Source organism: Azospirillum formosense, from assembly GCF_040500525.1.
GTDB lineage: Bacteria > Pseudomonadota > Alphaproteobacteria > Azospirillales > Azospirillaceae > Azospirillum > Azospirillum formosense_A.
In genome coordinates this window covers 985,648-1,009,645 of record NZ_CP159403.1, presented here as the reverse complement: position 1 = coordinate 1,009,645, position 23,998 = coordinate 985,648, and the positions used below count along the sequence as shown (strand labels likewise).

22 protein-coding genes are annotated in these 23,998 nt (G+C 69.1%); 11 read left to right on the top strand and 11 right to left on the bottom strand.

The window, feature by feature from the left end; all coding sequences use genetic code 11:
* Entirely contained in the window at nucleotides 1–804 is an 804-nt protein-coding gene (gene tatC, locus ABVN73_RS17755) for a twin-arginine translocase subunit TatC (RefSeq protein WP_353859608.1), read from the top strand.
* 31 nt (nucleotides 805–835) lie between these two features.
* Here tatC and ABVN73_RS17750 read toward each other — a convergent pair whose 3' ends face one another.
* Entirely contained in the window at nucleotides 836–2,020 is a 1,185-nt protein-coding gene (locus tag ABVN73_RS17750; RefSeq protein ID WP_353859607.1) for a GGDEF domain-containing protein, read from the bottom strand.
* A gap of 162 nt (nucleotides 2,021–2,182) precedes the next feature.
* On the opposite strand from ABVN73_RS17750, the gene serS reads away from it, so the two are divergent.
* Genes serS through ABVN73_RS17730 form a run of 4 tightly spaced genes read left to right on the top strand, consistent with a single transcriptional unit; the run spans nucleotide 2,183 to nucleotide 6,234 of the window.
* The gene (gene serS, locus ABVN73_RS17745) at nucleotides 2,183–3,448 is read left to right on the top strand and encodes a serine--tRNA ligase (RefSeq protein ID WP_353859606.1); all 1,266 of its coding nucleotides are present in this window, start codon (nucleotides 2,183–2,185) and stop codon (nucleotides 3,446–3,448) included.
* A complete protein-coding gene (gene surE, locus ABVN73_RS17740; protein WP_353859605.1) occupies nucleotides 3,448–4,230 on the top strand; it encodes a 5'/3'-nucleotidase SurE in 783 nt (260 codons plus the stop codon). Before serS ends, surE begins: the two co-directional genes overlap by 1 nt.
* A 28-nt stretch (nucleotides 4,231–4,258) precedes the next feature.
* A complete protein-coding gene (locus ABVN73_RS17735) occupies nucleotides 4,259–4,912 on the top strand; it encodes a protein-L-isoaspartate(D-aspartate) O-methyltransferase (protein WP_149164869.1) in 654 nt (217 codons plus the stop codon).
* 26 nt (nucleotides 4,913–4,938) lie between these two features.
* Entirely contained in the window at nucleotides 4,939–6,234 is a 1,296-nt protein-coding gene (locus ABVN73_RS17730; RefSeq protein WP_353859604.1) for a peptidoglycan DD-metalloendopeptidase family protein, read from the top strand.
* Here ABVN73_RS17730 and ABVN73_RS17725 read toward each other — a convergent pair.
* Complete coding sequence (locus ABVN73_RS17725; RefSeq protein WP_353859603.1) at nucleotides 6,191–7,048, bottom strand: ATP-binding protein; 858 nt, start codon at nucleotides 7,046–7,048, stop codon at nucleotides 6,191–6,193. The two genes, ABVN73_RS17730 and ABVN73_RS17725, sit on opposite strands and share 44 nt — an antisense overlap.
* 151 nt (nucleotides 7,049–7,199) lie before the next feature.
* Here ABVN73_RS17725 and ABVN73_RS17720 point away from each other — a divergent pair, with 151 nt between their 5' ends.
* The 5 genes from ABVN73_RS17720 to ABVN73_RS17700 all read left to right on the top strand — a co-directional run bounded on the left by ABVN73_RS17720 (nucleotide 7,200) and on the right by ABVN73_RS17700 (nucleotide 11,444).
* Nucleotides 7,200–7,940, top strand: coding sequence for a hypothetical protein (locus ABVN73_RS17720; protein ID WP_353859602.1), 741 nt, complete (start codon nucleotides 7,200–7,202; stop codon nucleotides 7,938–7,940).
* A gap of 111 nt (nucleotides 7,941–8,051) precedes the next feature.
* Nucleotides 8,052–8,423, top strand: coding sequence for a preprotein translocase subunit YajC (gene yajC / locus ABVN73_RS17715; RefSeq protein WP_353859601.1), 372 nt, complete (start codon nucleotides 8,052–8,054; stop codon nucleotides 8,421–8,423).
* Between the two features lie 36 nt (nucleotides 8,424–8,459).
* Complete coding sequence (gene secD / locus ABVN73_RS17710) at nucleotides 8,460–10,058, top strand: protein translocase subunit SecD (RefSeq protein ID WP_353859600.1); 1,599 nt, start codon at nucleotides 8,460–8,462, stop codon at nucleotides 10,056–10,058.
* A 12-nt stretch (nucleotides 10,059–10,070) separates the two neighbouring features.
* Nucleotides 10,071–11,024 carry a protein translocase subunit SecF gene (gene secF / locus ABVN73_RS17705; RefSeq protein ID WP_353859599.1) on the top strand — a complete coding sequence of 318 codons (954 nt, stop codon included), beginning with the start codon at nucleotides 10,071–10,073 and terminating at the stop codon, nucleotides 11,022–11,024.
* A gap of 42 nt (nucleotides 11,025–11,066) precedes the next feature.
* The gene (locus ABVN73_RS17700; RefSeq protein ID WP_353859598.1) at nucleotides 11,067–11,444 is read left to right on the top strand and encodes an Mth938-like domain-containing protein; all 378 of its coding nucleotides are present in this window, start codon (nucleotides 11,067–11,069) and stop codon (nucleotides 11,442–11,444) included.
* 88 nt (nucleotides 11,445–11,532) lie between these two features.
* Here ABVN73_RS17700 and ABVN73_RS17695 read toward each other — a convergent pair whose 3' ends face one another.
* From ABVN73_RS17695 to ABVN73_RS17680, 4 genes are all read right to left on the bottom strand, one after another.
* Nucleotides 11,533–12,138: a superoxide dismutase gene (locus ABVN73_RS17695; RefSeq protein WP_014197280.1), complete on the bottom strand. Its 606-nt coding sequence runs from the start codon at nucleotides 12,136–12,138 to the stop codon at nucleotides 11,533–11,535.
* A gap of 68 nt (nucleotides 12,139–12,206) precedes the next feature.
* Nucleotides 12,207–13,517 (bottom strand): hydroxysqualene dehydroxylase HpnE, encoded by a 1,311-nt coding sequence (gene hpnE / locus ABVN73_RS17690; protein ID WP_353859597.1) that lies wholly within the window; start codon nucleotides 13,515–13,517, stop codon nucleotides 12,207–12,209.
* Between the two features lie 8 nt (nucleotides 13,518–13,525).
* On the bottom strand, nucleotides 13,526–14,461 hold the full coding sequence (gene hpnD, locus ABVN73_RS17685) for a presqualene diphosphate synthase HpnD (RefSeq protein WP_353859596.1): 936 nt from the start codon (nucleotides 14,459–14,461) through the stop codon (nucleotides 13,526–13,528).
* A gap of 39 nt (nucleotides 14,462–14,500) precedes the next feature.
* Entirely contained in the window at nucleotides 14,501–15,373 is an 873-nt protein-coding gene (locus ABVN73_RS17680; protein WP_109072636.1) for a squalene/phytoene synthase family protein, read from the bottom strand.
* A 120-nt stretch (nucleotides 15,374–15,493) separates the two neighbouring features.
* Here ABVN73_RS17680 and ABVN73_RS17675 point away from each other — a divergent pair, with 120 nt between their 5' ends.
* A complete protein-coding gene (locus tag ABVN73_RS17675) occupies nucleotides 15,494–16,348 on the top strand; it encodes a phytoene/squalene synthase family protein (RefSeq protein WP_353859595.1) in 855 nt (284 codons plus the stop codon).
* A gap of 10 nt (nucleotides 16,349–16,358) precedes the next feature.
* Here the strand turns inward: ABVN73_RS17675 and ABVN73_RS17670 are convergent, their stop codons facing one another.
* From ABVN73_RS17670 to uvrA, 5 genes are all read right to left on the bottom strand, one after another.
* The gene (locus tag ABVN73_RS17670) at nucleotides 16,359–18,419 is read right to left on the bottom strand and encodes a methyl-accepting chemotaxis protein (protein ID WP_353859594.1); all 2,061 of its coding nucleotides are present in this window, start codon (nucleotides 18,417–18,419) and stop codon (nucleotides 16,359–16,361) included.
* Between the two features lie 137 nt (nucleotides 18,420–18,556).
* Complete coding sequence (trmFO, locus tag ABVN73_RS17665) at nucleotides 18,557–19,921, bottom strand: methylenetetrahydrofolate--tRNA-(uracil(54)-C(5))-methyltransferase (FADH(2)-oxidizing) TrmFO (protein ID WP_353859593.1); 1,365 nt, start codon at nucleotides 19,919–19,921, stop codon at nucleotides 18,557–18,559.
* 142 nt (nucleotides 19,922–20,063) lie between these two features.
* On the bottom strand, nucleotides 20,064–20,540 hold the full coding sequence (locus tag ABVN73_RS17660; RefSeq protein WP_353859592.1) for an SRPBCC family protein: 477 nt from the start codon (nucleotides 20,538–20,540) through the stop codon (nucleotides 20,064–20,066).
* A gap of 185 nt (nucleotides 20,541–20,725) precedes the next feature.
* Nucleotides 20,726–20,926, bottom strand: a complete 201-nt coding sequence (locus tag ABVN73_RS17655; protein ID WP_353859591.1) for a hypothetical protein — start codon at nucleotides 20,924–20,926, stop codon at nucleotides 20,726–20,728.
* Nucleotides 20,927–21,041: 115 nt separating this feature from the next.
* A complete protein-coding gene (uvrA, locus tag ABVN73_RS17650) occupies nucleotides 21,042–23,894 on the bottom strand; it encodes an excinuclease ABC subunit UvrA (protein WP_353859590.1) in 2,853 nt (950 codons plus the stop codon).
* Nucleotides 23,895–23,998 lie beyond the last annotated feature (104 nt).

The window sequence follows — 23,998 nt, the reverse complement described above, 5'->3', positions numbered from 1 at the left end:
ATGACCGGCGACTCCGACGACGAGCTCGAAGAAAGCAAGATGCCGCTGATCGACCATCTGGTCGAGCTGCGCAACCGGCTGATGTACGCGACGCTGGCGATCATCATCGCCTTCTTCGTCTGCTACGCCTTCTCGGACCGCATCTACAACTTCCTCGTCCAGCCCCTGGCCGACATCCTGGCCGGACAGGGGCGGCGGATGATCTACACCGGCCTGACCGAAGCCTTCTTCACCTATGTGAAGGTGGCCTTCTGGGCCGGCTGCTTCCTGTCCTTCCCCATCGTCGCCAGCCAGATCTGGATGTTCGTCGCGCCCGGCCTCTACAAGCACGAGCGCAAGGCCTTCCTGCCCTTCCTGGTGGCCACGCCGATCCTGTTCTTCCTGGGCGGGGCGATGGTCTACTACTTCATCTTCCCGCTGGCCTGGCGCTTCTTCCTGGGGTTCGAGTTCCACCCGGGCATGGACGCCGGCGCCCTGCCGATCGAGTTCGAGGCCCGCGTCAGCGAGTATCTCGGCCTCGTGATGCACCTGATCTTCGCCTTCGGTCTGGCCTTCCAGCTTCCGGTCCTGCTGACCCTGCTGATCCGCGCCGGGCTGCTGACGACGGAGACCCTGGCCGCCAAGCGGCGCTACGCCATCGTCTTCGTCTTCATCGTCGCGGCGATCCTGACGCCGCCGGACGTCATCAGCCAGGTCGGCCTCGCCATCCCGCTGCTGGCGCTCTACGAGGTGTCGATCCTGATCGGCCGCCGCATCGAGAAGACGCGCGGCGACGCCGACGAGACGGAAGCGGAGCAGGCCTGAGCCGCTCCGCCCTCATCCCGCACGCTCAGCTTCAGCCGGCTGCCTCGGCGACGATGACCTGATTGCGGCCGTTCCGCTTGGCCCGGTACAGGGCCAGGTCGGCGGCGGCCAGAGCCGCGTCGAGATCCTCGCCGCTGCGGCAGGCGGCGATGCCGATGCTGACGCTGGCGGTGATCTCGTGGCCCTGGAAGGGCAGGGGCCGCGCCGCCACGTCGCGGCGCAGCGCCTCGGCCAGAGCCGCCGCCCCGCTGCGGTCGGTGTCGGGAAGCAGCAGGCAGAACTCCTCCCCGCCATAGCGCCCGAACAGGTCGGTGCGGCGCAGCCGCGTCGTCACGGTTTCGGAAAAGAGGCGGAGAAGCGCATCGCCGGCCAGATGGCCGAAGGTGTCGTTGACCCGCTTGAAGCGGTCGAGGTCGAGCAGCAGCAGGGTGAGCGGCGCCCCGTTGCGTTGCGCCCGCGCCAGCTCCCGCTCGGCGTGGTTCATGAACGCCCGGCGGCTGTAGGCGCCGGTCAGCGGATCGATGGTGGCGATCCGGTCCAGATCGGCTTGAAGCCGCTCGCTGGTCATGGAGAGGAAGCCGTAGCCCCAGGCCGTGACCGCCAGGATGGTCTCCAGGAAACTGGCGCTCTGCACCGGATCGGGGTCCAGGACGCTGTCCACCGGCTCGGTCCAGGCGGTCAAAACGGCCCGTCCGGCGACGAACAGGGCATGCAGGATGAAGACCATGGCCGTCACCCGCTGCGCCTGCCGGAATTTGTCCGCCGGCTCCATCCGCCACAGTTCCAGCGCCGCGAGCAGCGACATGCCGCAGAATCCGGTGCACGCGATCAGGATTCGCGCCGTCACGTCGTTGTCGATCACCACGAACCACATGTTGCCGGCGGTCATCGCCGCAAGCACCGCCAGCCCGCATCGCCAGGGAATGGGCCGAGCGGCGAAGCTGCGCACGCCGAACCAATTCAGCACGTAGGTCGACGCCACCAGCGCGTTGGCCAGCGGCACGACCAAGGCGGCGGGCCAAACGCCGTAGAGCGCGATCAGGGCCAACCCGCAGGCCCCGGCCAGGGCGCCCGCCGCCCAATAGGCCAGCGCGGTGATGTGGCGGTGCACCCTCCAGGCCAGGAAGGCCGCGGCGGTCAGCAGAAGGCAAATGCCCACCAGGGCGATGACGAGGGTGCGGGTGTCGAGCATCATGTCCCGGATGGGTGACGGCAATCGGATTGGGGTTTTTCACCCATTCCTCACCGTGGCGCCACCGAAAAGCAGAGCATACGAATCGTTTCGAGGTCGCACCACCCATTGCGGCGCCACCACTGGACCTTCATCGGGCGGCGGACTATAACCAGCCTCCCAACCCATTCCGTATCGCCGTGAGCCATGCACGACCTTCGCGCCATCCGTGAGAACCCCGAATCCTTCGACCGCGGCCTCGCCCGCCGGGGCCTTGAGGCGATGTCGCCGACGGTGCTGGACCTTGATTCGCGCCGCCGCGCCGCGCAGACCCAGCTTCAGGAGATGCAGGCGCGCCGCAACGAGGCGGCCAAGGAGATCGGCCTCGCCAAGCGGGAGGGCCGCGACGCCCAGCCGCTGATGGACGAGATGGCGCAGCTCAAGGAGCGGCTGCCCCAGGTCGAGGAGGAGGAGAAGGCGCTGGGCGCCGAGCTGGACGGCCTGCTCGCCTCCATCCCCAACCTGCCCGCCGACGACGTGCCGGAAGGCCCGGACGAGACCGCCAACGTCGAGATCCGCCGCTGGGGCGAGCCGAAGACGATCGCGGACGCCAAGCAGCATTTCGAGCTGGGCGAGGCGCTGGGCCTGATGGATTTCGAGGCGGCGTCGCGCATGTCCGGTGCCCGCTTCACCGTTCTGAAGGGCGGGCTGGCCCGGCTGGAGCGCGCGCTCGCCGACTTCATGCTGGACATCCACACCGGCGAGCACGGTTACACCGAGATCGCGCCGCCGCTGATGGTGCGCGACAACGCCCTGTTCGGCACCGGCCAGCTTCCGAAGTTCGAGGAGGACCTGTTCCGCACGGGCGATCATTATCTGATCCCGACCTCGGAAGTGCCTCTGACCAACCTCGTCAACGACCAGATCGTGGCGACGGAGGAACTGCCCTACCGCTACACCGCTCTGACCCCCTGCTTCCGCGCCGAGGCCGGGTCGGCGGGGCGTGACACCCGCGGCATGATCCGCCAGCACCAGTTCTGGAAGGTGGAGATGGTCAGCGTCACCGCCCCGGACCAGTCGGAGGCGGAGCATTTGCGCATGACCCAGTGCGCCGAGACCATCCTGCAGCGGCTGGGGCTGCCCTACCGCGTGGTGACTCTGTGCACCGGCGACATGGGCTTCTCCGCCCGCAAGACCTTCGACATCGAGGTCTGGCTGCCCGGCCAGAACATGTACCGCGAGATTTCGAGCTGCTCGAACTGCGGCGACTTCCAGGCGCGCCGCATGAAGGCCCGCTGCCGTCCGAAGGGCGAGAAGCAGACGCAGTTCGTCCACACGCTGAACGGCTCGGGCGTGGCGGTCGGGCGCTGCCTGATCGCGGTGCTGGAGAACTATCAGCAGCCCGACGGCTCCATCCTGGTCCCCGAGGCGCTCCGGCCCTACATGCGCGGGCTGGAAAGGATCACCGGCTGATGTTCGATCACCCGCTCGACCTGTCGAACGCGCGCATCCTCGTCACCAACGACGACGGCATCCACGCGCCGGGCCTGAAGGTGCTGGAGGCCATCGCCCGCTCCCTCACCGACGACGTGTGGGTGGTCGCGCCGGAGATGGAGCAGTCGGCGGCCAGCCACTCGCTGACCATCAACCGGCCGCTGCGCCTGCGCCAGCTGGACGAGCGGCGCTTCACGGTGGACGGCACGCCGACCGACTGCGTTCTGCTGGCCGTCAACAAGGTGATGCGGGACGCCCGCCCGACGCTGGTCCTGTCCGGCGTCAACCAGGGCTCCAACATCGGCGAGGACGTGACCTACTCCGGCACGATCGCGGCGGCCATGGAGGCGACCCTGCTGGGCGTTCCGGCCATCGCGCTCAGCCAGCATTACGAGACCCGCGCCCAGATCGACTGGTCGGCGGCGGAGCGCTGGGGGGCGGAGGTGGTCCGCAAGGCGGTCTCCACGCCCTGGCCGAAATACGTCCTGCTCAATGTGAACTTCCCGGCCTGCCCGGCCGATCAGGTCACCGGCATCCAGGTCGTCCGCCACGGCAAGCGCAAGATCGGCGACGAGCTGGTGGAGCGTGTCGATCCGCGCGGCAAGCCCTATATCTGGATCGGGACCCTGCGCGGCGAGGCCGACGTGGCGCCCGACACCGACATCCACGTGGTTTTCCACGGCGGCATTTCGGTGACGCCGATCTATCTGGATCTGACGCACACGCCGACGCTCCAGACCCTGCGGCACGCGTTCGAGTGACATGGTTTCAGAGGTGAATGGGTAAGGTGTGACGGTCGAGGCGCGCAAGATCCGGCTTCTGATGGCGTTGCGCCGCAACGGCGTGACCGACACCCGGGTTCTGGCCGCGATCGAGCGAATCCCGCGCGAGCGCTTCGTCCCCGACCCCTTCCAGGATCAGGCGTGGGAGGACACGGCGCTTCCCATCGATCTGGGGCAGACCATCAGCCAGCCGCTGATCGTGGCGCTGATGACCCAGGCGCTGGAACTGGGGGAGCGGCAGACGGTGCTGGAGATCGGCACCGGCTCCGGCTACCAGGCGGCCGTTTTGTCGCGGCTGTGCCGGCGGGTCTACACCGTCGAGCGGTTGCGCCCGCTGCTGACCGAGGCGGAGGCGCGATTCCAGGCGCTGCGCCTGAACAACATCACGACCCGCCACGGCGACGGGACGAAAGGCTGGCCCGAGCAGGCGCCGTTCGAGCGCATACTGGTCACGGCCGCCGGAGGCCCCGATGCGCCAAAGGACTTGACGGATCAGCTCGCCGTTGGTGGTGTCATGGTCATCCCGCTGGGGGGCGACTACCGCGGCCAGCGGGTCGTCCGCATCCGGCGGACCGAAACCGGTCTTACACGGGAGGATTTGTGGCCCGTCCGCTTCGTACCGTTGCTGTCCGACCCTCCGTCCCCTCCCGGAACGGAGTAGCCGGCCCGTTCGGCGTGACACTCGGCGTGTCCGGGCGCGCCCTCCTGGCGGCGCTTGCGGTGATTCCGCTGCTCGCCGCCTGTCAGCAGCGCACGGGCGAGCTGGCGCCGGTCACCTCGGTGTCCAACACCCCGGATTCCATCGGCGGCGCCGTTATCGTGCAGCGCGGAGATTCCGCCTATTCGCTGTCGAGGCGCTACAACGTGCCGCTGCGCGACCTGCTGGAGGTCAATCACCTGTCGCCGCCCTACCAGCTGCAGGTCGGGCAGCGCCTCGTCCTGCCGGTGTCGCGCCAGTACATCGTCCAGCGCGGCGACACGCTCTACGGCATCTCCCGCATGTTCAGCGCGGACATGAGCGAGCTGACCCGGCTCAACGGCCTGACCGCCCCCTACGCGGTGCAGGCCGGGCAGCCGTTGCGCCTGCCGGGCGGCCCGGGCGGTGGCGAGGCGCCGGGCGGCACGGCGGTGGCCCAGGCGCCGTCCTCCGGCGCGGGGGCCGCGGTCGGCGGCGTGGTCGCCACGGCGCCGGTCAAACAGGTGTCGCGCGGCTCCATCCAGGCGGCGGAGCTGCCGCCTCCGGGGTCCGCGGCCCCACCTCCGGCCCCGGCACCGGTGGAAAGCCCTTCGCAGACCGCGACCGTCCTCGCCCCGGTTCTGGGTGCCAAGCCGGCCGCCGGGCCGGAGGTGGCGACCGCGGCGCCCGTCTACCAGCCGGGGCAGGCCCCGACCTCGCTGCGCCCGCCGGGCCAGAAGCCCGCGATTCCCGAACCGGCGCCCGCGCCGCGCGCCGTCGAGGCCGCTCCGGTCCCGCCTCCGCCACCGGCCCCGGCCCAGGAGGTCGCCGCCGCTCCACCCCCGCCGCCGAAGGCGGTCGAGGAGGCGACGCCGCAGCGCGCCACCGGGCGGCTGCTCTGGCCGGTGAAGGGGAAGGTGATCTCGACCTTCGGGCCGAAGCCGGACGGTCTGCACAACGACGGCCTGAACATCGCCGCTGCCAAGGGAACCACGGTGGTCGCCGCCGACAACGGCGTGGTCGCCTACGCCGGCAACGAGCTGCGCGGCTTCGGCAACCTGCTGCTGGTGAAGCATTCGGACGGCTTCATCACCGCCTACGCCCATCTCGACCGCATCGACGTGGAGCGGGGCGTGGCGGTGAAGCGCGGGCAGGCCATCGGCACGGTCGGCCAGACCGGATCGGTGACGAGCCCGCAGCTTCACTTCGAACTGCGCAAGGGCAGCCAGGCGGTCGACCCGCGCGACCGCATGGAGCCGCGGGTCAGCGAAGGGGCTTCCCCAGACGGCCAGCCAGGTCCTGGATGAACTGCCAGGCCACCCGGCCGGAGCGGCTGCCGCGGGTCACCGACCATTCCACGGCCTCGGCCCGCAGCTGCTCCGCCGGGATGTCCAGCCCGAAGCGGGCGGCGTAGCCCTCGATCATCGCGAAGTAGGTCGGCTGGTCGCAATTGTGGAAGCCCAGCCACAGGCCGAAGCGGTCGGACAGCGACACCTTCTCCTCGACCGCCTCGGCCGGGTTGATGGCGGTGGAGCGCTCGTTCTCGATCATGTCGCGCGGCATCAGGTGGCGGCGGTTGGAGGTGGCGTAGAACACCACATTCTCCGGGCGCCCCTCGATCCCGCCCTCCAGGACGGCCTTCAGCGACTTGTAATGCGCGTCGTCGTGGTCGAAGGACAGGTCGTCGCAGAACAGGATGAAGCGGCGCGGCTCGTCCTTCAGCCGGGCGAGCAGGCGGGGCAGGGTGGGGATGTCCTCGCGGTGGATCTCGACCAGCGCCAGCGTGCCGGGATGCTCCTGGGCCACCGCGGCGTGCACCGACTTGACCAGCGAGCTTTTGCCCATGCCGCGCGAGCCCCAGAGCAGGGCGTTGTTGGCGGGCAGGCCGGTGGCGAAGCGGGTGGTGTTGTCCAGCAGGATGTCGCGCTGCCGCTCCACGCCGCGCAGCAGGCTGATCTCCACGCGGTTGACGGCGGGCACCGGCTCCAGCCGGTCGGGATCGGCGTGCCAGACAAAGGCGTCGGCGGCGCCGAGGTCGAGCCGGCCCGGCGGCGGCGGGGCGAGCCGTTCCAGGGCCTCGGCGATGCGGGTGAGGAGGGGCAGCAGTTGGGCGTCCGACATCGTGTTCCTTTGCAGGCGTTTCTTCCGGTTTCGTTGCGCCGACCCTAACCCGCCGGCCCGGCGCCAGACAAGGAGGCGCGACAGGGCGCCGCGCTTGCGGGGGCGGCGTGCGCGCCGCTATGGTGCCGGGAACGCGAACCGAGGGCCGGCCATGCACGCAGAACGTTCCGCCGATCTCCCCATCCCGACGGGGAGCGCCGCGCATGTCCTGCGGCGGTTGGAGGAGACGCCGCTGAGCGAGGAGCCCTTCCCGCATCTGGTGGTGCCGGATGCCCTGCCGGCGGACCTCTACGCCCGCGCCGTCGCCCATTGGCCGCGGTTCGAGGCGCTGGCCCTCCTGCAGATGGACAGCCTTCCCCAGCGCCATCAGATGGTGCTGACCGACCGCAACCTGAGGGAGATGGAGCCGGAGGCCGCGGCGGTCTGGCGGGAGGTGCGCGATTGCCTGTTCGGGCCGGAGACGCTGCAACGGCTGGCCCCGCGTTTCCCCTCCCTCGCCGCCAAGCTGGAGGCGCCGGTGGGGAACCGGCCGGCGGTGGTCTACGCGCGGCTGGTCGAGGACCATGCGGGCCATTCCATGCTGCCCCACACCGACGTGTTCGGCACCTTCCTGTCCATGCTGCTCTACATGCCGGCGGACGGCAGCCGCCCCGATCTCGGCACGGCGCTGTACCGGCCGCGCGACCCGTCCTTCACCGCCAACGCCGGGCGCTCGACGGAGCGGTTTGCGCGCGAGGGCTTCGAGCTGGCCGGCACCGCGCCCTTCCTGCCGAACCATCTTCTGGCCTACGCGCCGTCCGACCGCTCCTTCCACGGGGTGGAGCCCGTCACGGCGCCCTGCCTGCGCCGCTTCCTGCTTCTCTTTGCCGTGATGGACAGCCGCGGCCCTTGAAGCCCGGCTGGCGTACCCCTATTCCATTGCATCGACGGCCCGGACCGTTATAGTCGCCGCGTCCGCGAGCGCCCGCTGCGCCTTCGGAACCAAACCACAGGGAGCCTCCAGATGTTCGTTTCGACGGCCTATGCACAGACCGCCGCGCCCGCCGCCGGTGGGGCCGACATGATCGTGCAGTTCCTGCCGCTGATCCTGATTTTCGTCGTCTTCTACTTCCTGCTGATCCGTCCGCAGCAGAAGAAGATGAAGGAACACAAGGGCATGCTGGAGGCCATCCGTCGCGGCGACCGCGTGGTGACCGGCGGCGGCATCATCGGCACCGTGACCAAGGTCGGTCCGGAGGACGAGCTTCAGGTCGAGATCGCCGAGAACGTCCGCGTCCGCGTCATGCGCTCCACGGTGAACCTCGTGCTGTCGAAGTCCGAGCCGGCCAAGAGCGCCGACGAGAAGACTGAAGAGAAGGTTGCGGACCGCAAGTAACGCGGTTCTCCGGTAGCGAACGGGACTGGTTTACGAATGCTGTATTTTCCGCGCTGGAAGATTTTTCTGATCGTCGCGATCTGCGTGCTCGGGACCATCCTCACGCTGCCGAATTTTCTCAGCCGTGAGACGCTGTCGGCCCTGCCGAACTGGTACGCGCACAACCGGGTCAACCTCGGCCTCGATCTGCGCGGCGGGTCGCACCTGCTGCTCGAGGTGGACATGGGCGCGGTCATCCGTGACCGCGTCGAAGGCCTGGTCGATTCGGCGCGCACCCAGCTCCGCAACGACAATGTCGGCTACACGGCGATCACCCCGGGCGACCGCGGCATCACCGTGCAGCTCCGCGATCCGGCACAGGCCGACACGGCGGTGCGGGCGCTCCGCCAGCTCGCCAACACCATCGGCGGCGGACCGCTCGGCGGCGGCCAGCCGGACCTGGAGGTCAACGCCAGCGGTGGCAGCGTCACCGCCCGGCTCAGCGAGATCGCCCTGCGCGAGCGCGCCACCCAGGCCATCGAGCAGTCCATCGAGATCGTGCGGCGCCGCATCGACGAGACCGGCGTCAACGAGCCGACCATCGCCCGCCAGGGCGCCGACCGCATCCTGGTCCAGCTTCCCGGCGTCGAGGATCCGGACCGCGTGAAGCGGCTGCTCGGCACCACCGCGAAGATGACCTTCCGTCTGGTCGACATGAACGCCGACCCGAGCGCGGGCCGCGCCCCTCCGGGCACCGACATCCTCCCCTCGGCGGAGGGCGGGCGGACGCAGACCGCCTACGTCATCCGCAAGAAGGTCGAGGTGGACGGCGCCAACCTGACCAACGCCACCGCGGGCAGCAACCCGCAGACCGGCGAGTGGGTGGTCAATTTCGAATTCGACAGCATCGGCGCCCGCCGCTTCGCCGACGTGACCCGCGCCAACGTCGGCCGGCCCTTCGCCATCGTGCTCGACAACAAGGTCATCAGCGCCCCGGTGATCCGCGAGCCGATCACCGGCGGGCGCGGCCAGATCAGCGGCAACTTCACCGCCGCCGACGCCAACGACCTCGCCGTCCTGCTGCGCGCCGGCGCCCTGCCCGCCCCGCTGAAGGTCATCGAGGAGCGCACGGTCGGCCCCGACCTGGGCGCCGATTCGATCCGCGCCGGCCTGATGGCCGTGGGCATCGGCTTCGTGCTGGTCTGCGTCTACATGATCGCCGCCTACGGCCTGTTCGGGGCCTTCGCCTGCTTCGCGCTGCTGGTCAACACCGTCCTGACGCTGGCCGCGCTGTCCCTGCTCCAGGCGACGCTGACCCTGCCGGGCATCGCCGGCATCCTGCTGTCGCTCGGTCTGGCGGTCGACGCGAACATCCTGATCAACGAGCGTGTCCGCGAGGAAACCAAGAAGGGCCGCGGCGTCTTCGGCTCGGTCGAGGCCGGCTTCAGCCGCGCCTACTCCACCATCGTGGACGCCAACCTGACCACCGCCATCAAGATGGCCATCCTGTTCGTGCTGGGCACCGGCGCGATCAAGGGCTTCGCCGTCACCATCACCTTCGGCATCCTGATTTCGCTGTTCACGGCCACCGTGCTCGTGCGTCTCATGATGGTCAGTTGGCTGCGCAAGACGCGGCCGGCCGTCCTGCCGGTGTAAGAGGTCATACCCATGTTCCGGCTTCGTCTGGTCCCTGACAACACCAACATCCAATTCATGCGCGGGCGACACGCCGGCCTGATCGTGTCGGCGTTCCTGTCGATCGCGTCGGTGGTGCTGTTCTTCTATCCCGGCCTGAACTACGGCATCGACTTCCGCGGCGGCATCGTCATCGAGGCGCGCACGCCGCAGGCCGCCGACTTCGCCTCGCTGCGCCACACGCTGAACCAGCTCAACATGGGGCAGGTGCAGTTGCAGGAGTTCGGTTCGCCCCAGGACGTGCTGATCCGCCTGGAGCGCCAGCCGGGCGATGACGCCGCCCAGCAGGTGGCCGCCGACAAGGTGAGGGCCACGCTCGCCCAGGAGGTCCCCGGCACCACCGTGCGCCGTGTCGAGGCGGTCGGCGCGTCGGTCAGCGGCGAGTTGTTCTTCAACGGCATGCTGGCACTCGGCCTCGCGCTGCTGGCGATGCTCGTCTACATCTGGTTCCGCTTCGAATGGCAGTTCGGCTTCGGCGCCATCGTGACGCTGTTGCTGGACGTGACGAAGGTGGTCGGCTTCTACGCGATCACCGGCATGCAGTTCAATCTGACGGCCATCGCGGCGATCCTGACGATCATGGGCTATTCGACCAACGACAAGGTCGTGGTCTATGACCGCATGCGCGAGAACCTGCGCATCTACAAGAAGATGCCGCTGCGCGAGCTGATCGACCGCTCGATCAACGAGACGCTGAACCGCACGCTGGGCACCTCCATGTCGACCCTGCTGTCGATCCTGCCGCTGGCCTTCTTCGGCGGCGAGGCGCTGCAGGATTTCGGCATCGTGCTGATCTTCGGCATTTTCCTGGCGACCTCCTCGTCCATCTTCATCGCCGCCCCCATCTTGCTGTTCCTGGGCGAGAACCGGCTGCGCCGCAACGCGCCGGCGGAGAACGCGGCCCCGGCCGCCAATCCGACGCCCTGATCGACCAAGCACGGACCGGCGAGAACAGGAAACGGACAAGAGATGGCGGACATCACGCCGATCATCCCGTCGGACCGGCAGGTCATCGACGGCTATGGGGACGGGCAGTTCTGTGTGTCCGGGCAATGGCGCACCGGTGCGGTCGTGGTCCTTCCCGACCGCACGGAGCCCTGGCGCCCCCAGGACTTCGCCGCCCTGACCGCGGAGGACTTCGCCCCCGTCATCGAGGCGGAGCCGCGGGTGGAGTTCCTTCTGCTCGGCTCCGGTGAGCGGATGCAGCTTCTGCCCAAGGCGCTGCGCCAGAGCCTGCGCGCCGCCGGTCTGGTGGTGGAGGTGATGGACACCGGGGCGGCCTGCCGCACCTACAACGTCCTGCTGGCCGAAGGCCGGCGGGTGGGGGCGGCGCTGCTGCCGGTGTGATCCGGCTCCTGTGTTTCTCCGCACCCGTTCGAACGAAAAAAGGCCCCCGGATCGGGGGCCTTTTCCGTTCTGGCGATCCGGGGAAGGATCAGGCCGGGGCCTTCGACAGGCGCTCGGCCACGAATTCCCAGTTCACCAGGCTCTCCAGGAACGCCTTCACGAAGTCCGCGCGGCGGTTCTGGTAGTCGACGTAGTAGGCGTGCTCCCACACGTCGGCGGTCAGCAGCGGGAAGTGGCCCTGGGCCAGCGGGGTGTCGGCGTTGGAGGTCTTGGTGACCTTCAGCTTGCCGCCGTCGATGTACAGCCAAGCCCAGCCCGAGCCGAACTGGGTAATGGCGGCGTTCGAGAACTCTTCCTTGAACTTGTCGACGCTGCCGAAGTCGGCGATCAGGCGCTTCTCAAGCTCGCCCGGGATGGCGCCGCCACCGTTCTTCTTCATGCTCTGCCAGTAGAAGGTGTGGTTCCACACCTGGCCGGCGTTGTTGAACAGGCCCTGCTTGGAGGCGTCGCCGTAGCTCTGCTTGATGACGTCTTCCAGGCTGGCGTCGGCCAGCGGGCTGTCCTTCGTCAGGTTGTTCAGGTTGGTGACGTAGGTCTGGTGGTGCTTGTCGTGGTGCAGGTGCAGCGTCTCCGACGACATGAACGGCTGCAGAGCATCATAGCCATACGGGAGCGGCGGCAGTTCGAACGCCATTGAGTTACCCTCTCTTCTTGGATTGTCCCATCTCGGCCCGCGCCTTGCGGCACGGCACCTCCGTCCGCTCAAATAGGCCCGCGGCGCGGCAAAGTGAAGGCTGGAAAAAGGCCGAGGCGCGAAAAGGTGGTAATCCTTGCGTCCAGGACCGCCCGCGCGGCGAACTCGCCGGAGCGAACCGCACCTTCGAGCGTTGCCGGAAGGCCCATGTTCGTCCAATCGCCGGCCAGAACGAGGTTTTTCAATGCCGTCCGGGCACCGGGGCGATTCGCCGCATGGACAGGGGACTGGTCCGGAGTCGCTCGGCGCTCCTTGACGATTCGGTAGGGCGGCAGAGCCGCGCCGGGCGTGCCGAGGGCCCGAGCCACGTCGCGCCACAGCGTGGCGGCGACCGCTTCGACGGTCTGGGCGGCGAGTGCGTCGGCGTCGCTGGCCGTCACCGACAGCACGTCGCCGCGCCGGAACAGCCAGTCCGCCGTGCCGCCCACCAGCCCCAGGAAGGGCAGGCCGCCCGGCAGCTCCATCGCGTCGGGCAGGCGGAAGTGGGCGTTGACGATGGCCCGGCCGGCGGCGGGCATGGGAACGGCCTCGGGAAGCAGCCGTCCGGCGATCCAGGCCGGGACCGCCAGGATCACCGCGTCTCCGCCGCCGAGCGGAATGCGCTCCCCATCGACCGACAAGGCGGCGAGACGTTCCCCCGCGCGCTCCAGCCCGTCCACCCGCGTTCCGGTGCGCAGGTCGGCGCCATGCCGCGTCAGCCACGCCACCGCCGGATCGACCAGGGCGGCGGACAGGCCCTTCTCGGCGAACAGCGGCCGGCAGGCAGCCTCGCCGCGCAGCAGCGTTTCCCGCAGCACGGCCCCGAACAGGCGGGCGGACACCCGCTCCGGCGCCCCGTTCATCACCGACACGGCCAGCGGGCGCCACAGCCGCTCAAAGAGCGGCCCGCCGGGAGGCAGGGCGTCGGCCACCGCCGTCTCGGGGCGGGCGGTGAGGGTCCGCAGGGCGGCGAGGTAGTCGGCGGGGCGGCTTCCCGGCACGCGGCGGGCCTTGTCGAACAGCCACAGCCCGCCGGGACGCAGGCACCACCGCTCACCGCTGCCGAGGTCGAGGAAGGGAAAGGCGGCGGGGCGCAACTCGGACAGGGCGCCGCGGGCGCCGACCCGCTCCAGATAGCCGAGCAGGGAACGGTTGCCGCTGAGCGCCAGATGGCTGCCGTTGTCCACCACGCGGTCCAGCGCGGCGTCGTGGAAGGAGCGGCATCGCCCTCCCGCCTGCGGCGCGCTTTCATGCAGGACGACCCGCCGCCCGGCCTCGGTCAGGCGGACGGCGGCGGACAGGCCGGCGAGGCCGGCGCCGACGATGTGGACGGTGCCCAAGACGCCCGTCAGGCGGCGGGCGGATAGCCGAGCGCGCAGCGCACGGCCACCAGGGCGCATTCGCGCTTGCCGACCCGGACCCGCCGGTCGAGATCGCGCCAGCCCCGGGCCCGCAGGCGCACCAGCAGCCGGTGGTACAGCACCATCATGGCGACCGCCGCCCACAGCGAGCCGCGCCGCCCGGCGGACTGCCCCTCGGCCAGCGCCCGGCGCGCCTCGGCGAAGCGCTCCTCGGCCAGCATGGCCAGCGCCTCGCAGGTCTGCGGCAGGTTGGGATGGGCGAGCACCGTGGCGGGGTCCGAACTGCCGATCCCGGCCTCGTCGAGCAACTCGCGCGGCAGGTAGAGGCGGCCGATCTCCGCGTCCTCGGTCAGGTCGCGCAGGATGTTGGTCAATTGCAGCGCCTCGCCCAGCGCCAGGGCGAAAGCCTCGGTGGAGGCGTCGGCGCGGTCGAAGACGCGAATCGCCAGCATGCCCACCGCGCCGGCGACGCGGCGGCAATAGAGGCGGAGAGTCGGCAGCGCCGGGCCGGTCATGCCCCCGTTGACGGGACCGCCATTTCCGCCGTCCGCGGGAATGTCCATGGCCATGCCGTCGATCAGCGCCTCCAACTCGCCCCGCGGCAGCCCGTAGCGCTCGATGGCGCCCTTCAGCGCCGCTCCCAGCGAGCTGGACGGCGCGCCGCCGGCGTAGAGGCCGCGGATTTCCGTCCTCCAGGCGTCGAGCGCCGCGCGCTTGTCCGCCGGCTCGCCGGGCTCGTCCGCGATGTCGTCGATCCGCCGGCAGAAGGCGTAGATGGCGAACATCGCCGCCCGCTTGGAGCGGGGCAGCAGCAGCATCGGCCAGTAGAAGGTGCTGCCCGAGCGTCCGGTCACCGCCGCCGCCGCGGCAGCCGGACTGTCGGCGGTGTCGCTCTGCGTCGAGTCCAGCGATGGCTGCGGCATACGTCGGTCCTGCGTGATGGCGGTCGAAGAAGCCGGAGTCTATTTGCTCCCGATGGCGCGCGCCAGCCCGCGTGCGGTGGCGAACAGCTTGTGATGCGTGCCGAGCACCACCCGCTTCTTCAGCGGGTCGCGGCTGCGCAGCCGCTGTGCCAGCGACTCGGCGAGGCTGAGGATCACCGACGCCTCCATCCGCAACCCGCGATGCTGGATCAGGCCGGGCAGGGGGGCGGCGCGTTCCAGCAGCCGGTCGGTGTGTTCCAGCGTGCGGTCGAAGATGGCGCGCAGCTTGGCGTCGCTCTCCGTCTCGACCAGCCGTTCGACGCTGATCGCCGAATCGTCGAACCAGACCAGCGGAATGTAGCAGCGCCCGAGCTGGCTCCAATCCTCCCGGCAGTCCTGGAGGTGGTTCAGCACCTGCAGGGCGGTGCACAGCGCGTCCGACGCCGGCCCGGCGGCCACCCCCTCGCCATGCAGGTCCAGCAGGTAGCGGCCGACCGGGTTGGCGGAGAATCGGCAATAGAGCAGAAGATCGCTCCAGCTGTGGCAGCGCGCGCCGACCGCGTCGCGCCGGAAGGCGCGCAACACCTGCCGGGGGTGGCGGTCGCTGACGCCGGTCGCCTGCAGGCTGGCGCGCAGGTCCAGCGCCGGCTTCAGATAGGCGTGCTTGGCCTGCCCGGTGGTCAGCGAGCGCTCCAGCGCCTCCAGATAGGCGAGCTTGGTCTCCGGCTCGAGATCGGGGTCGTCGGCGATGTCGTCGCCCAGCCGGACGAACCGGTAGAAGGCCATGACATGCGGCCGGAGATGCTTCGGCAGCAGGCGCGAGGCGACCGGAAAATTCTCCGAGTCCGCATCCTTGCGGGCGACCGGGCTGGGTTTGCGGGGCTTGGTGGGGGCGATGTTGAAATCGGCCATTGTTCCGCCTGCTGCGCGTCGGGGCTGGTGTGGAGAGCCTGTCTGCCTAATATAAGGCGCGAGCGGGCTTTGCCCCGCTTCCAAACTGTGCCACCCCCATTTTTCCAGAACAGGCATCACATGGCGAAGGCGACCCCCGACCTGTCCTATTGCGGACGGGAGGTGAGGAAATATGACAACGACCGTTTCCTGACGTGCCTATTCGCCCCGGCGGAGCGCCGCGAATCGCTGTTCGCCCTCTACGCCTTCAACCTGGAGATCGCCAAGACCCGCGAGGTGGTGACCGAGCCGGTGCTGGGCCAGATGCGGCTGCAATTCTGGCGCGACGGGCTGGACAAGGTCTATGAGGGTGCCGCCGTTCCCAAGCACGCGGTGATGGAGCCGCTGGCCGCCGCCGTGCGGGAGGGCGGGCTGAGCCGCGCCCTGTTCGACCGGCTGATCGACGCGCGGGAGGCCGACCTCGACGACACCCCGCCGGCCAACCTGTCCTGCCTCGTCAATTACGCCGAGGTCACCGGCGCGCCGCTCGTCCAGCTCGCGTTGGAGATCCTCGGCGCGAAGGACGCCGAGGCGGCGGAGGCCGGGCGTCAGGCCGGGATCGGCTACGCGCTGGCCGGCATCGCCCGGGCGGTGCCCTTCCACGCCCGCCAGCACCGCCAGCTTCTCCCCGCCGACCGCATGGCGGCCCACGGTGCCAAGCAAGGGGACCTGTTCGAGCTGCGCTCCACCCCCGAACTGCGCCCCGTGGTGCGCGAGGTGGCGGAGGCCGCCCGTGAACACTTGGCGAAGGCCCGCGCGCTGCGCCGCGCGGTGCCGCGCTCCGCCCTGTCGGCTCTCCTGCCGGCGGTGCTGGCCGGGCTGCATCTGGACGCGCTGGCGCGGGAGGGCGACGACCCCTTCGCCGCGCGCGTGCTGATGCCCCACCCGCTGCGCCACGCCAAGCTGGCCTGGGCGGCGCTGCGCGGGCGGTTCTGACCCCTTCCGGTCAGGCGGCGCGGATCATCGCGACGAACCGCTCCACCTCCTGGCGGAGCTGATCGGCCTCCCGCGACAGATCGCCGGCGGCATCGAGCGCCTGATCGGCCATCGAGCCGGTGGACCCCGCCGCCTGGGTCACACCGCCGATGTTCACGGACACGGCGGCGGTGCCCATCGACGCCTGCTGGACGTTGCGGCTGATCTCCTGGGTGGCGGCGCCCTGCTGCTCCGCGGCGGCGGCGATGGCGGTGATCGTCTCGTTGATGGCGATGATGCTCCGCCCCACCGCCTGTATCACGCCGACCACCGTGCCGCTGACGGTCTGCATGTCGGCGATCTGCCGGGAAATATCCTCGGTCGCCTTGGCCGTCTGGTTGGCGAGATTCTTCACCTCGCTGGCGACGACGGCGAAGCCCTTGCCGGCCTCGCCGGCGCGGGCGGCCTCGATGGTGGCGTTGAGCGCCAGCAGGTTGGTTTGCCCGGCGATGCCCTGGATGAGGTTCACCACGTCGCCGATCTTCTGCGCGGCGGTGGCCAGCCCTTCGAGCGTGCTGTTGGTGCGCTCCACCTCGGCCACGGCCTCGGCGGCCATCTGCGAGGAGCGGCCGATCCGCTCGTTGATCTCGCGGATGGAGCAGCTGAGTTCCTCCGTGGCGGCGGCCACCGTCTGGACGTTCTGGCTGGCTTCCTCGGCGGCGGTTGACACGGCGGCGGCCTGACGGTCGGTCTGGGCGGCGATGGCCGACAGGCTCTGCGCGGTGCTGCGCATCTCGTCCGCCTGCTCCGACACGTTGCGCACGACCCCGCCCACCGACGCCTCGAACCGGCTTGCGACGTCGGCGAGGTCGCGCTTGCGGCGTTCGGCGGCGCGCTGCTCTTCGCGGTGGCGTTCCTCCTCAAGTTCCGCCATGCGGGCGGTGTTCTCCTGGAAGAGCTTCAGGGCCTTGTTGATGGCGCCGATCTCGTCGGTGCGGCCGGTGTCGGTGATGACCACGCCGCGCTCTCCGGCGACCACGGCGTCCAGCGTCGCGATGGTGCGACGCAACGGCAGGCCGACGATGCTGCGGCTGGCGAACAGAAGCGCGGCCACCAGGGCCGCCAGCAGGACCAGCCCGCCGATGATGGTGGCGTTGCGCAGGTCCCGGACCGGGGCGTTGATCTTGTCGAGCGGCAGGTTGACCAGCAGGGACCAGGGCGTGTCCGTTCCCGCGACCTTCACCGGCAGGAACAGCTGCTTCACGGGCTGCCCCCCGGAGACCGACATCTGCTCGAAACTCCGCCCCGCGCGGATGGCCGGTTTGGCGGCGTCGAGCGCCGGGTCCGACGCGCCGATCGGTTGCCCCATCCGCTCGGCGTCGGGATGACCGGCCCAGACGCCGTCGTTGGAAATCAGGTGGATGGACCCGCTGTCGAAGGGCTTCACCGTTTTCAGCATGGACCAGATGCCGTCGGTGGACAGATCGATGCCGGCCACTCCGATGACCCGGCCGTTCTCGACGATCGGGACGGACATGGACACCATCAGCACCTTCCGGCCGGCGACCGTGTAGCTGTAGGGCTCCACCACCATGGCGCGTCCGGTGCGCTTCGGGATCTGATAATAGGCGCCGTCGGAACCCGGATCGTCATAGCCGACGAGGGACTCCAGCGCGACCGTTCCCGACCCGCGGTTCCAGTAGGGAAGGAACCGACCGGACGCGTCGGTGCCCGGCTTGTTGGCGAACTCCGCGTCACGGCCGTCCAGGGCGTTGGGCTCCATCCCCACCCAGACGCCGAGGAACTCCGGGTTGGCCTCGGCGATGCTCTTGAGCCAGGAAGAGAGCTGCTCCCGGTCGGTGCGGCCCGCGGCCTTCAGGCCGACCAGTGAGGTCGCGATGAAGCGGCCGGCCTCCATCGCGTTCCCCAGCCGGGCTTGCACCATCTCGCCGTAGCGGTGGCCAAGCTGCTCCCCGCTCTGGTACGCCAGGGTTTCAATGTCCGACCCGCTCTTGGTCGTCAGGGCCGCAATTCCGACCGTCAGCGAAATGATCGTCACCGCCACGATGACGATTACCTGCTTGGCAACCAATGATTTTATTTTAATCATAACCATCCCGCTGGAAAACTTTCTCGCTCACTCGCAAGAAAGTGTTCCACGGCATTGGTTAAGGCTCACTTATGATCTTTATTGTGGTTCCGTGATAATTTCCCCGGATTTGCCGGTCTTCAGACCGCGACAGCGGGTGCGGCCTTCAGCCAGCCCTCCAGGTCCTCCAGCGCGCGGCGGGTGTAGGCCAGCTTGCGGTCGCGGCCGCGGATGCGCTCGTCCACCGGCGGGAACAGGCCGAAATTGACGTTCATCGGCTGGTAGGTGTCGGCGTTGGCGCCGCCGGTGATGTGGCCGAGGATCGCCCCCAGCGCGGTGGTGACCGGCGGAGCGGACGGCTCCCCACCCAGCCGCTCGGCGGCGGCGAAGCGACCGGCGAGCAGGCCGACCGCGGCGCTTTCCACATAGCCCTCGCAGCCCGTCACCTGCCCGGCGAAGCGGATGCGCGGCTGGGCCTTCAGCCGCAGCGCGCCGTCCAGAAGGCGCGGGCTGTTCAGGAAGGTGTTGCGGTGCAGGCCGCCCAGCCGCGCGAACTCCGCGTTTTCCAGGCCGGGGATCATGCGGAAGACCCGCGCCTGCTCGGCGTGGCGCAGCTTGGTCTGGAAGCCGACGAGGTTGTAGAGCGTGCCCAGCGCGTTGTCCTGGCGGAGTTGGACCACCGCGTAGGGGCGGCGTTCCGGCTTGTGCGGGTTGGTCAGGCCGACCGGCTTCATCGGGCCGTAGCGCAGCGTGTCCACCCCGCGCTCCGCCATCACCTCGATGGGCAGGCAGCCTTCGAAGTAGGGCGTGCTCTTCTCCCACTCCTTGAAGTCCACCTTTTCGGCGGTCAGCAGGGCATCGATGAAGGCGCGGTATTCGTCCTTCTCGAAGGCGCAGTTGATGTAGTCCTTGCCGGTGCCGCCGGGGCCGGGCTTGTCGTAGCGCGACTGGAACCACGCCTTGGACAGGTCCACGCTCTCCAGATAGACGATGGGGGCGATGGCGTCGAAGAAGGCCAGCGACTCCTCGCCCGTGAAGCTGCGGATCGCCTCGGCCAGGGGCGGCGAGGTGAGGGGGCCGGTGGCGATGACGACGCTGTCCCAGTCCTCCGGCGGCAGGCCGGCAACCTCGCCGCGCTCCACGGTGATGAGCGGGTGGCCGGTGATCGCCTCGGTCACCGCGCCCGCGAAGCCGTCGCGGTCCATGGCCAGCGCGCCGCCCGCCGGCACCTTGTGCGCGTCGGCGCAACGCAGGATCAGCGAACCGCAGCGCCGCATCTCCTCGTGCAGCAGCCCGACCGCGTTGTACTCCGCGTCGTCCGACCGGAAGGAGTTGGAGCAGACCAGCTCGGCGAGCTGGTCGGTGCTGTGCGCCTCGGTCGGGCGGACCGGCCGCATCTCGTGCAGCACGACGGGGACGCCGCGCTGGGCGAGCTGCCACGCGGCTTCGGACCCGGCGAGGCCGCCGCCGATGACGTGAACGGGGGAAAGGGACGTGTCGACCATATCAGCAACTTTCACAAAGTTGCCGAACAAGTAGACCGTCGTTGTCGCCACGGCAAGGCCAACCCGGACCACGGCACGGAATCGCGGCCAGGGTCGCCCGCGGATTCCGGCGATCCTGGCCGCTCCGCCGAACGGCGGTGACTTACTGAGCGGCGAGCTTCTGCTTCAGCCCGTCGAAGCCCGAGGTGAAGATGCCGGAGATCACCTTGCGCGATTCCTCGTCGCTGGCGCCGTTGGAGGTGTAGCGCGCCTTCCACACGACGCGCGTGCCCTTGCCCGCCGGTTCGGCCGACAGGGAAGCCGCGTAGTCCTTGACCGGCAGCGGGCTGGACAGGATCGAGTAGCGGATGCGGTGGCTGCTGGCGGAGGAGGAGAGCAGGCGCTCCTCGATCGCGCCGCCGCCCTTGAGGGCCAGAACGCGCTCCTGCGCGCCGTCCTTGCGGCGCAGGGTGCAGCTTTCCACCGCCGGGTGCCAGGTGCCGAGGTTGCAGAAGGGGCCGATCTGCTGCCAGACCTTCTCGACCGGGTAGGGCAAGGTGGCCGATTCCGTGACCTCGACGGCCAGAGCCGGGCTTGCCAGCGCGATCAGGGCGGCCGTGATCGCGAACAGTGTGCGCATGGGGTTCCCTCCGTTGTTCGGCTGTTCCGGCGCGCTTCGTTGGGCGCGCCCTGAAATCCTAGCCGAGCGGGAAGGGCTTGAAACTTGTACGTTGGTAGGACGAACAAAGGAAGGATCGGCAAGACAACGGCCGGTCCCGCTTGTGCGGAGCCGGCCGTTTCATTCGTGAGCGAAACGAAGAGTCCTTATTCGCTCTTGGTCGTCGTCGTGCGCTCGGTGGTGGTCGAGCCGCCGGTCGGCGGGGTGGTCAGGCTGGAGTTGCCGTAGTTGGGCGAGGTGGTCGTGGTGGTGGTCGTGGTGCTGGTGGTCTCGTCGGTCCCGCAGGCGCTGACCAGCAGGGCCGCGCCGAAGGCCAGCGCCACACCGGACATCATGGTCCTGGACATGCTCCGTCTCCATCCTGTTTGGCGAACGATGAAGAGGAAACGCCCCTGCCGCGGCTTTGTTTCCGGGGCAAAAATCGGCCTTAAGAAAAAGGCCGGGGATGACCCCGGCCCTTCTTCATGCCCTCTTCCGGCTTTTCGGCTTCGCCTTCAGGTAAGGGGCCAGATACTGGCCGGTGTAACTCCGCTTGACCTTCACCACGTCTTCCGGGGTGCCCTCCGCGACGATCTCTCCGCCGCCGGTGCCGCCTTCGGGGCCGAGGTCGATGATCCAGTCGGCGGTCTTGATGACCTCCAGATTGTGCTCGATCACCAGCACCGTGTTGCCCTGGTCGACCAGCGCGTGGAGCACCTCCATCAGCTTCTCGACGTCGGCGAAATGCAGGCCGGTGGTCGGCTCGTCGAGGATGTAGAGGGTGCGGCCGGTGGCGCGGCGGCTCAGCTCCTTGGACAGCTTCACGCGCTGCGCCTCGCCGCCGGACAGGGTCGTGGCGGGCTGGCCGATGTGGATGTAGCCGAGGCCCACCCGCTCCAGGGTTTCCAGCTTGTCGCGGATGCCGGGCACCGCCTTGAAGAACTCCTTGCCCTCCTCGACGGTCATGTCGAGCACGTCGGCGATGGTCTTATCGCGGTAGGTGACTTCCAGTGTCTCGCGGTTGTAGCGCTTGCCGTGGCAGACGTCGCAGGTGACGTAGACGTCGGGCAGGAAGTGCATCTCGATCTTGATGACGCCGTCGCCCTGGCACGCCTCGCAGCGTCCGCCCTTCACGTTGAAGGAGAAGCGGCCGGGGCCGTAGCCGCGGGCCTTGGCCTCCGGCAGGCCGGCGAACCAGTCGCGGATCGGGGTGAAGGCGCCGGTGTAGGTCGCCGGGTTGGAGCGCGGGGTGCGGCCGATCGGCGACTGGTCGATGTCGATGACCTTGTCGAGATTTTCCAGCCCCAGCAGTTCGTCATGCTCCGCCGGGTGCTCGCGGGCGCCCATCAGCTTGCGCGCCACCGCCTTGTAGAGCGTCTCGATGATCAGGGTGGACTTGCCGCCGCCCGACACGCCGGTCACGCAGGTGAAGGTGCCCATCGGGATGCGCGCCGAGACGTTCTGGAGGTTGTTGGCGCGGGCACCCTTCACCTCCAGGAACTGGCCCTTGTGGCCGGGGCGGCGCTGGTCCGGCACCGGCACGAAGCGGGTGCCGTTGAGGAACTGGGCGGTGACGCTGTCGGGATTGGCCTGGACCTCCGCCGGGGTGCCCTGGGCGATCACGGTGCCGCCGTGCTGGCCGGCGCCGGGACCCATGTCCACCAGATAGTCGGCGGTGCGGATGGCGTCCTCGTCATGCTCGACCACGATCACGGTGTTGCCGAGGTCGCGCAGGCGCTTCAGCGTCGCCAGCAGCCGGTCGTTGTCGCGCTGGTGCAGGCCGATCGACGGCTCGTCCAGCACGTAGAGGACGCCGGTCAGGCCGGACCCGATCTGCGAGGCCAGCCGGATGCGCTGGCTCTCGCCGCCGGACAGCGATCCCGAGCCGCGGCTGAGCGTCAGGTATTCCAGCCCCACCGCGTTGAGGAAGCCCAGCCGCTCGTTAATCTCCTTGAGGATTCGGTAGGCGATCTCCTTGTCCTTCGGGCGCAGATGGTCGTTCAGCGTGCTGAACCAGGTCGCCGCGTCGGCGATGGACATCTCCGCCGCCTGGGAGATGTGCTGGCCGTGGACCTTGACGGCCAGCGCCTCCGGCTTCAGGCGGGCGCCCTTGCAGGTCTCGCAGGGCTGGGAGGACTGATACTTGGACAGCTCCTCCCGCATGTAGGCGCTTTCCGTCTCGCGGTAGCGGCGCTCCAGGTTGTTGACGATGCCCTCGAAGGCCTTGTTCGTCTGGTAGCTGCGCAGCCCGTCGTCGTAGGTCATCGTGATCGGAGCGCCGTCGGAGCCGTAGAGGATGGTCTGGCGGACCTTCTCCGGCAGCTTCTCCCAGGGCGTGTCCATGGAGACGCCGAAATGCTGGGCGATGCTCTCCAGCGTCTGCACGTAATACTGGGAGGAGGAACCCGCCCAGGGGGCGATGGCGCCCTTCTTCAGCGACAGCCGCTCGTCCGGGACGACCAGCATGGGATCGAAGTAGATCTTGCTGCCCAGCCCGTCGCAGGCCGGGCAGGCGCCGAACGGGTTGTTGAAGGAGAACAGCCGCGGCTCGATCTCCGGGATCGTGAATCCGGACACCGGGCAGGCGAATTTCTGCGAGAAGACGGTCTGCTCGTGCGACTCGGCGTCCTCGACGAAGACGATCCCGTCGGCGAGGCCGAGCGCTGTCTCCAGCGAATCGGCGAGCCGGTTGCCCAGCCCTTCACGGACGACGATGCGGTCCACCACCACATCGATGTCGTGCTTCAGCTTCTTGTTGAGCGCCGGAACCTCGTCGATCTCATGCATCGTGCCGTCGACGCGCACGCGCTGGAAGCCGCGCTTGCGGAGGTCCTGGATCTCCTTCTTGTACTCGCCCTTGCGGCCCCGGATGATCGGTGCAAGCAGCAGCAGGCGCGTGCCCTCCGGCATCGCCAGGATGCGGTCGACCATCTGGCTGACCGTCTGGCTTTCGATGGGCAGGCCGGTGGCCGGGGAGTAGGGGATGCCGACCCGCGCCCACAGCAGGCGCATGTAGTCGTAGATCTCCGTCACCGTGCCGACGGTGGAGCGCGGGTTCTTCGAGGTCGTCTTCTGCTCGATCGAGATGGCCGGCGACAGCCCCTCGATCGAATCGACGTCCGGCTTCTGCATCAGTTCCAGGAACTGGCGCGCGTAGGCGGACAGGCTCTCGACGTAGCGCCGCTGGCCTTCCGCGTAGATCGTGTCGAACGCCAGGGATGACTTGCCCGATCCCGACAAGCCGGTGATGACGATCAGCTCGTCCCGAGGCAGATCGACATCGACGTTCTTGAGGTTGTGCTCCCGCGCGCCGCGGACACTGATGTGCTTGTTCATGGAGTGTTCTTAGCCGAAACCGGTTGGGAAGGGAAGGCGCCAAAAAAGCTCCGAAAGCCCGGACAGATATGTGCCACGCGCAGGCGACTTGCCACCGGCGCGCG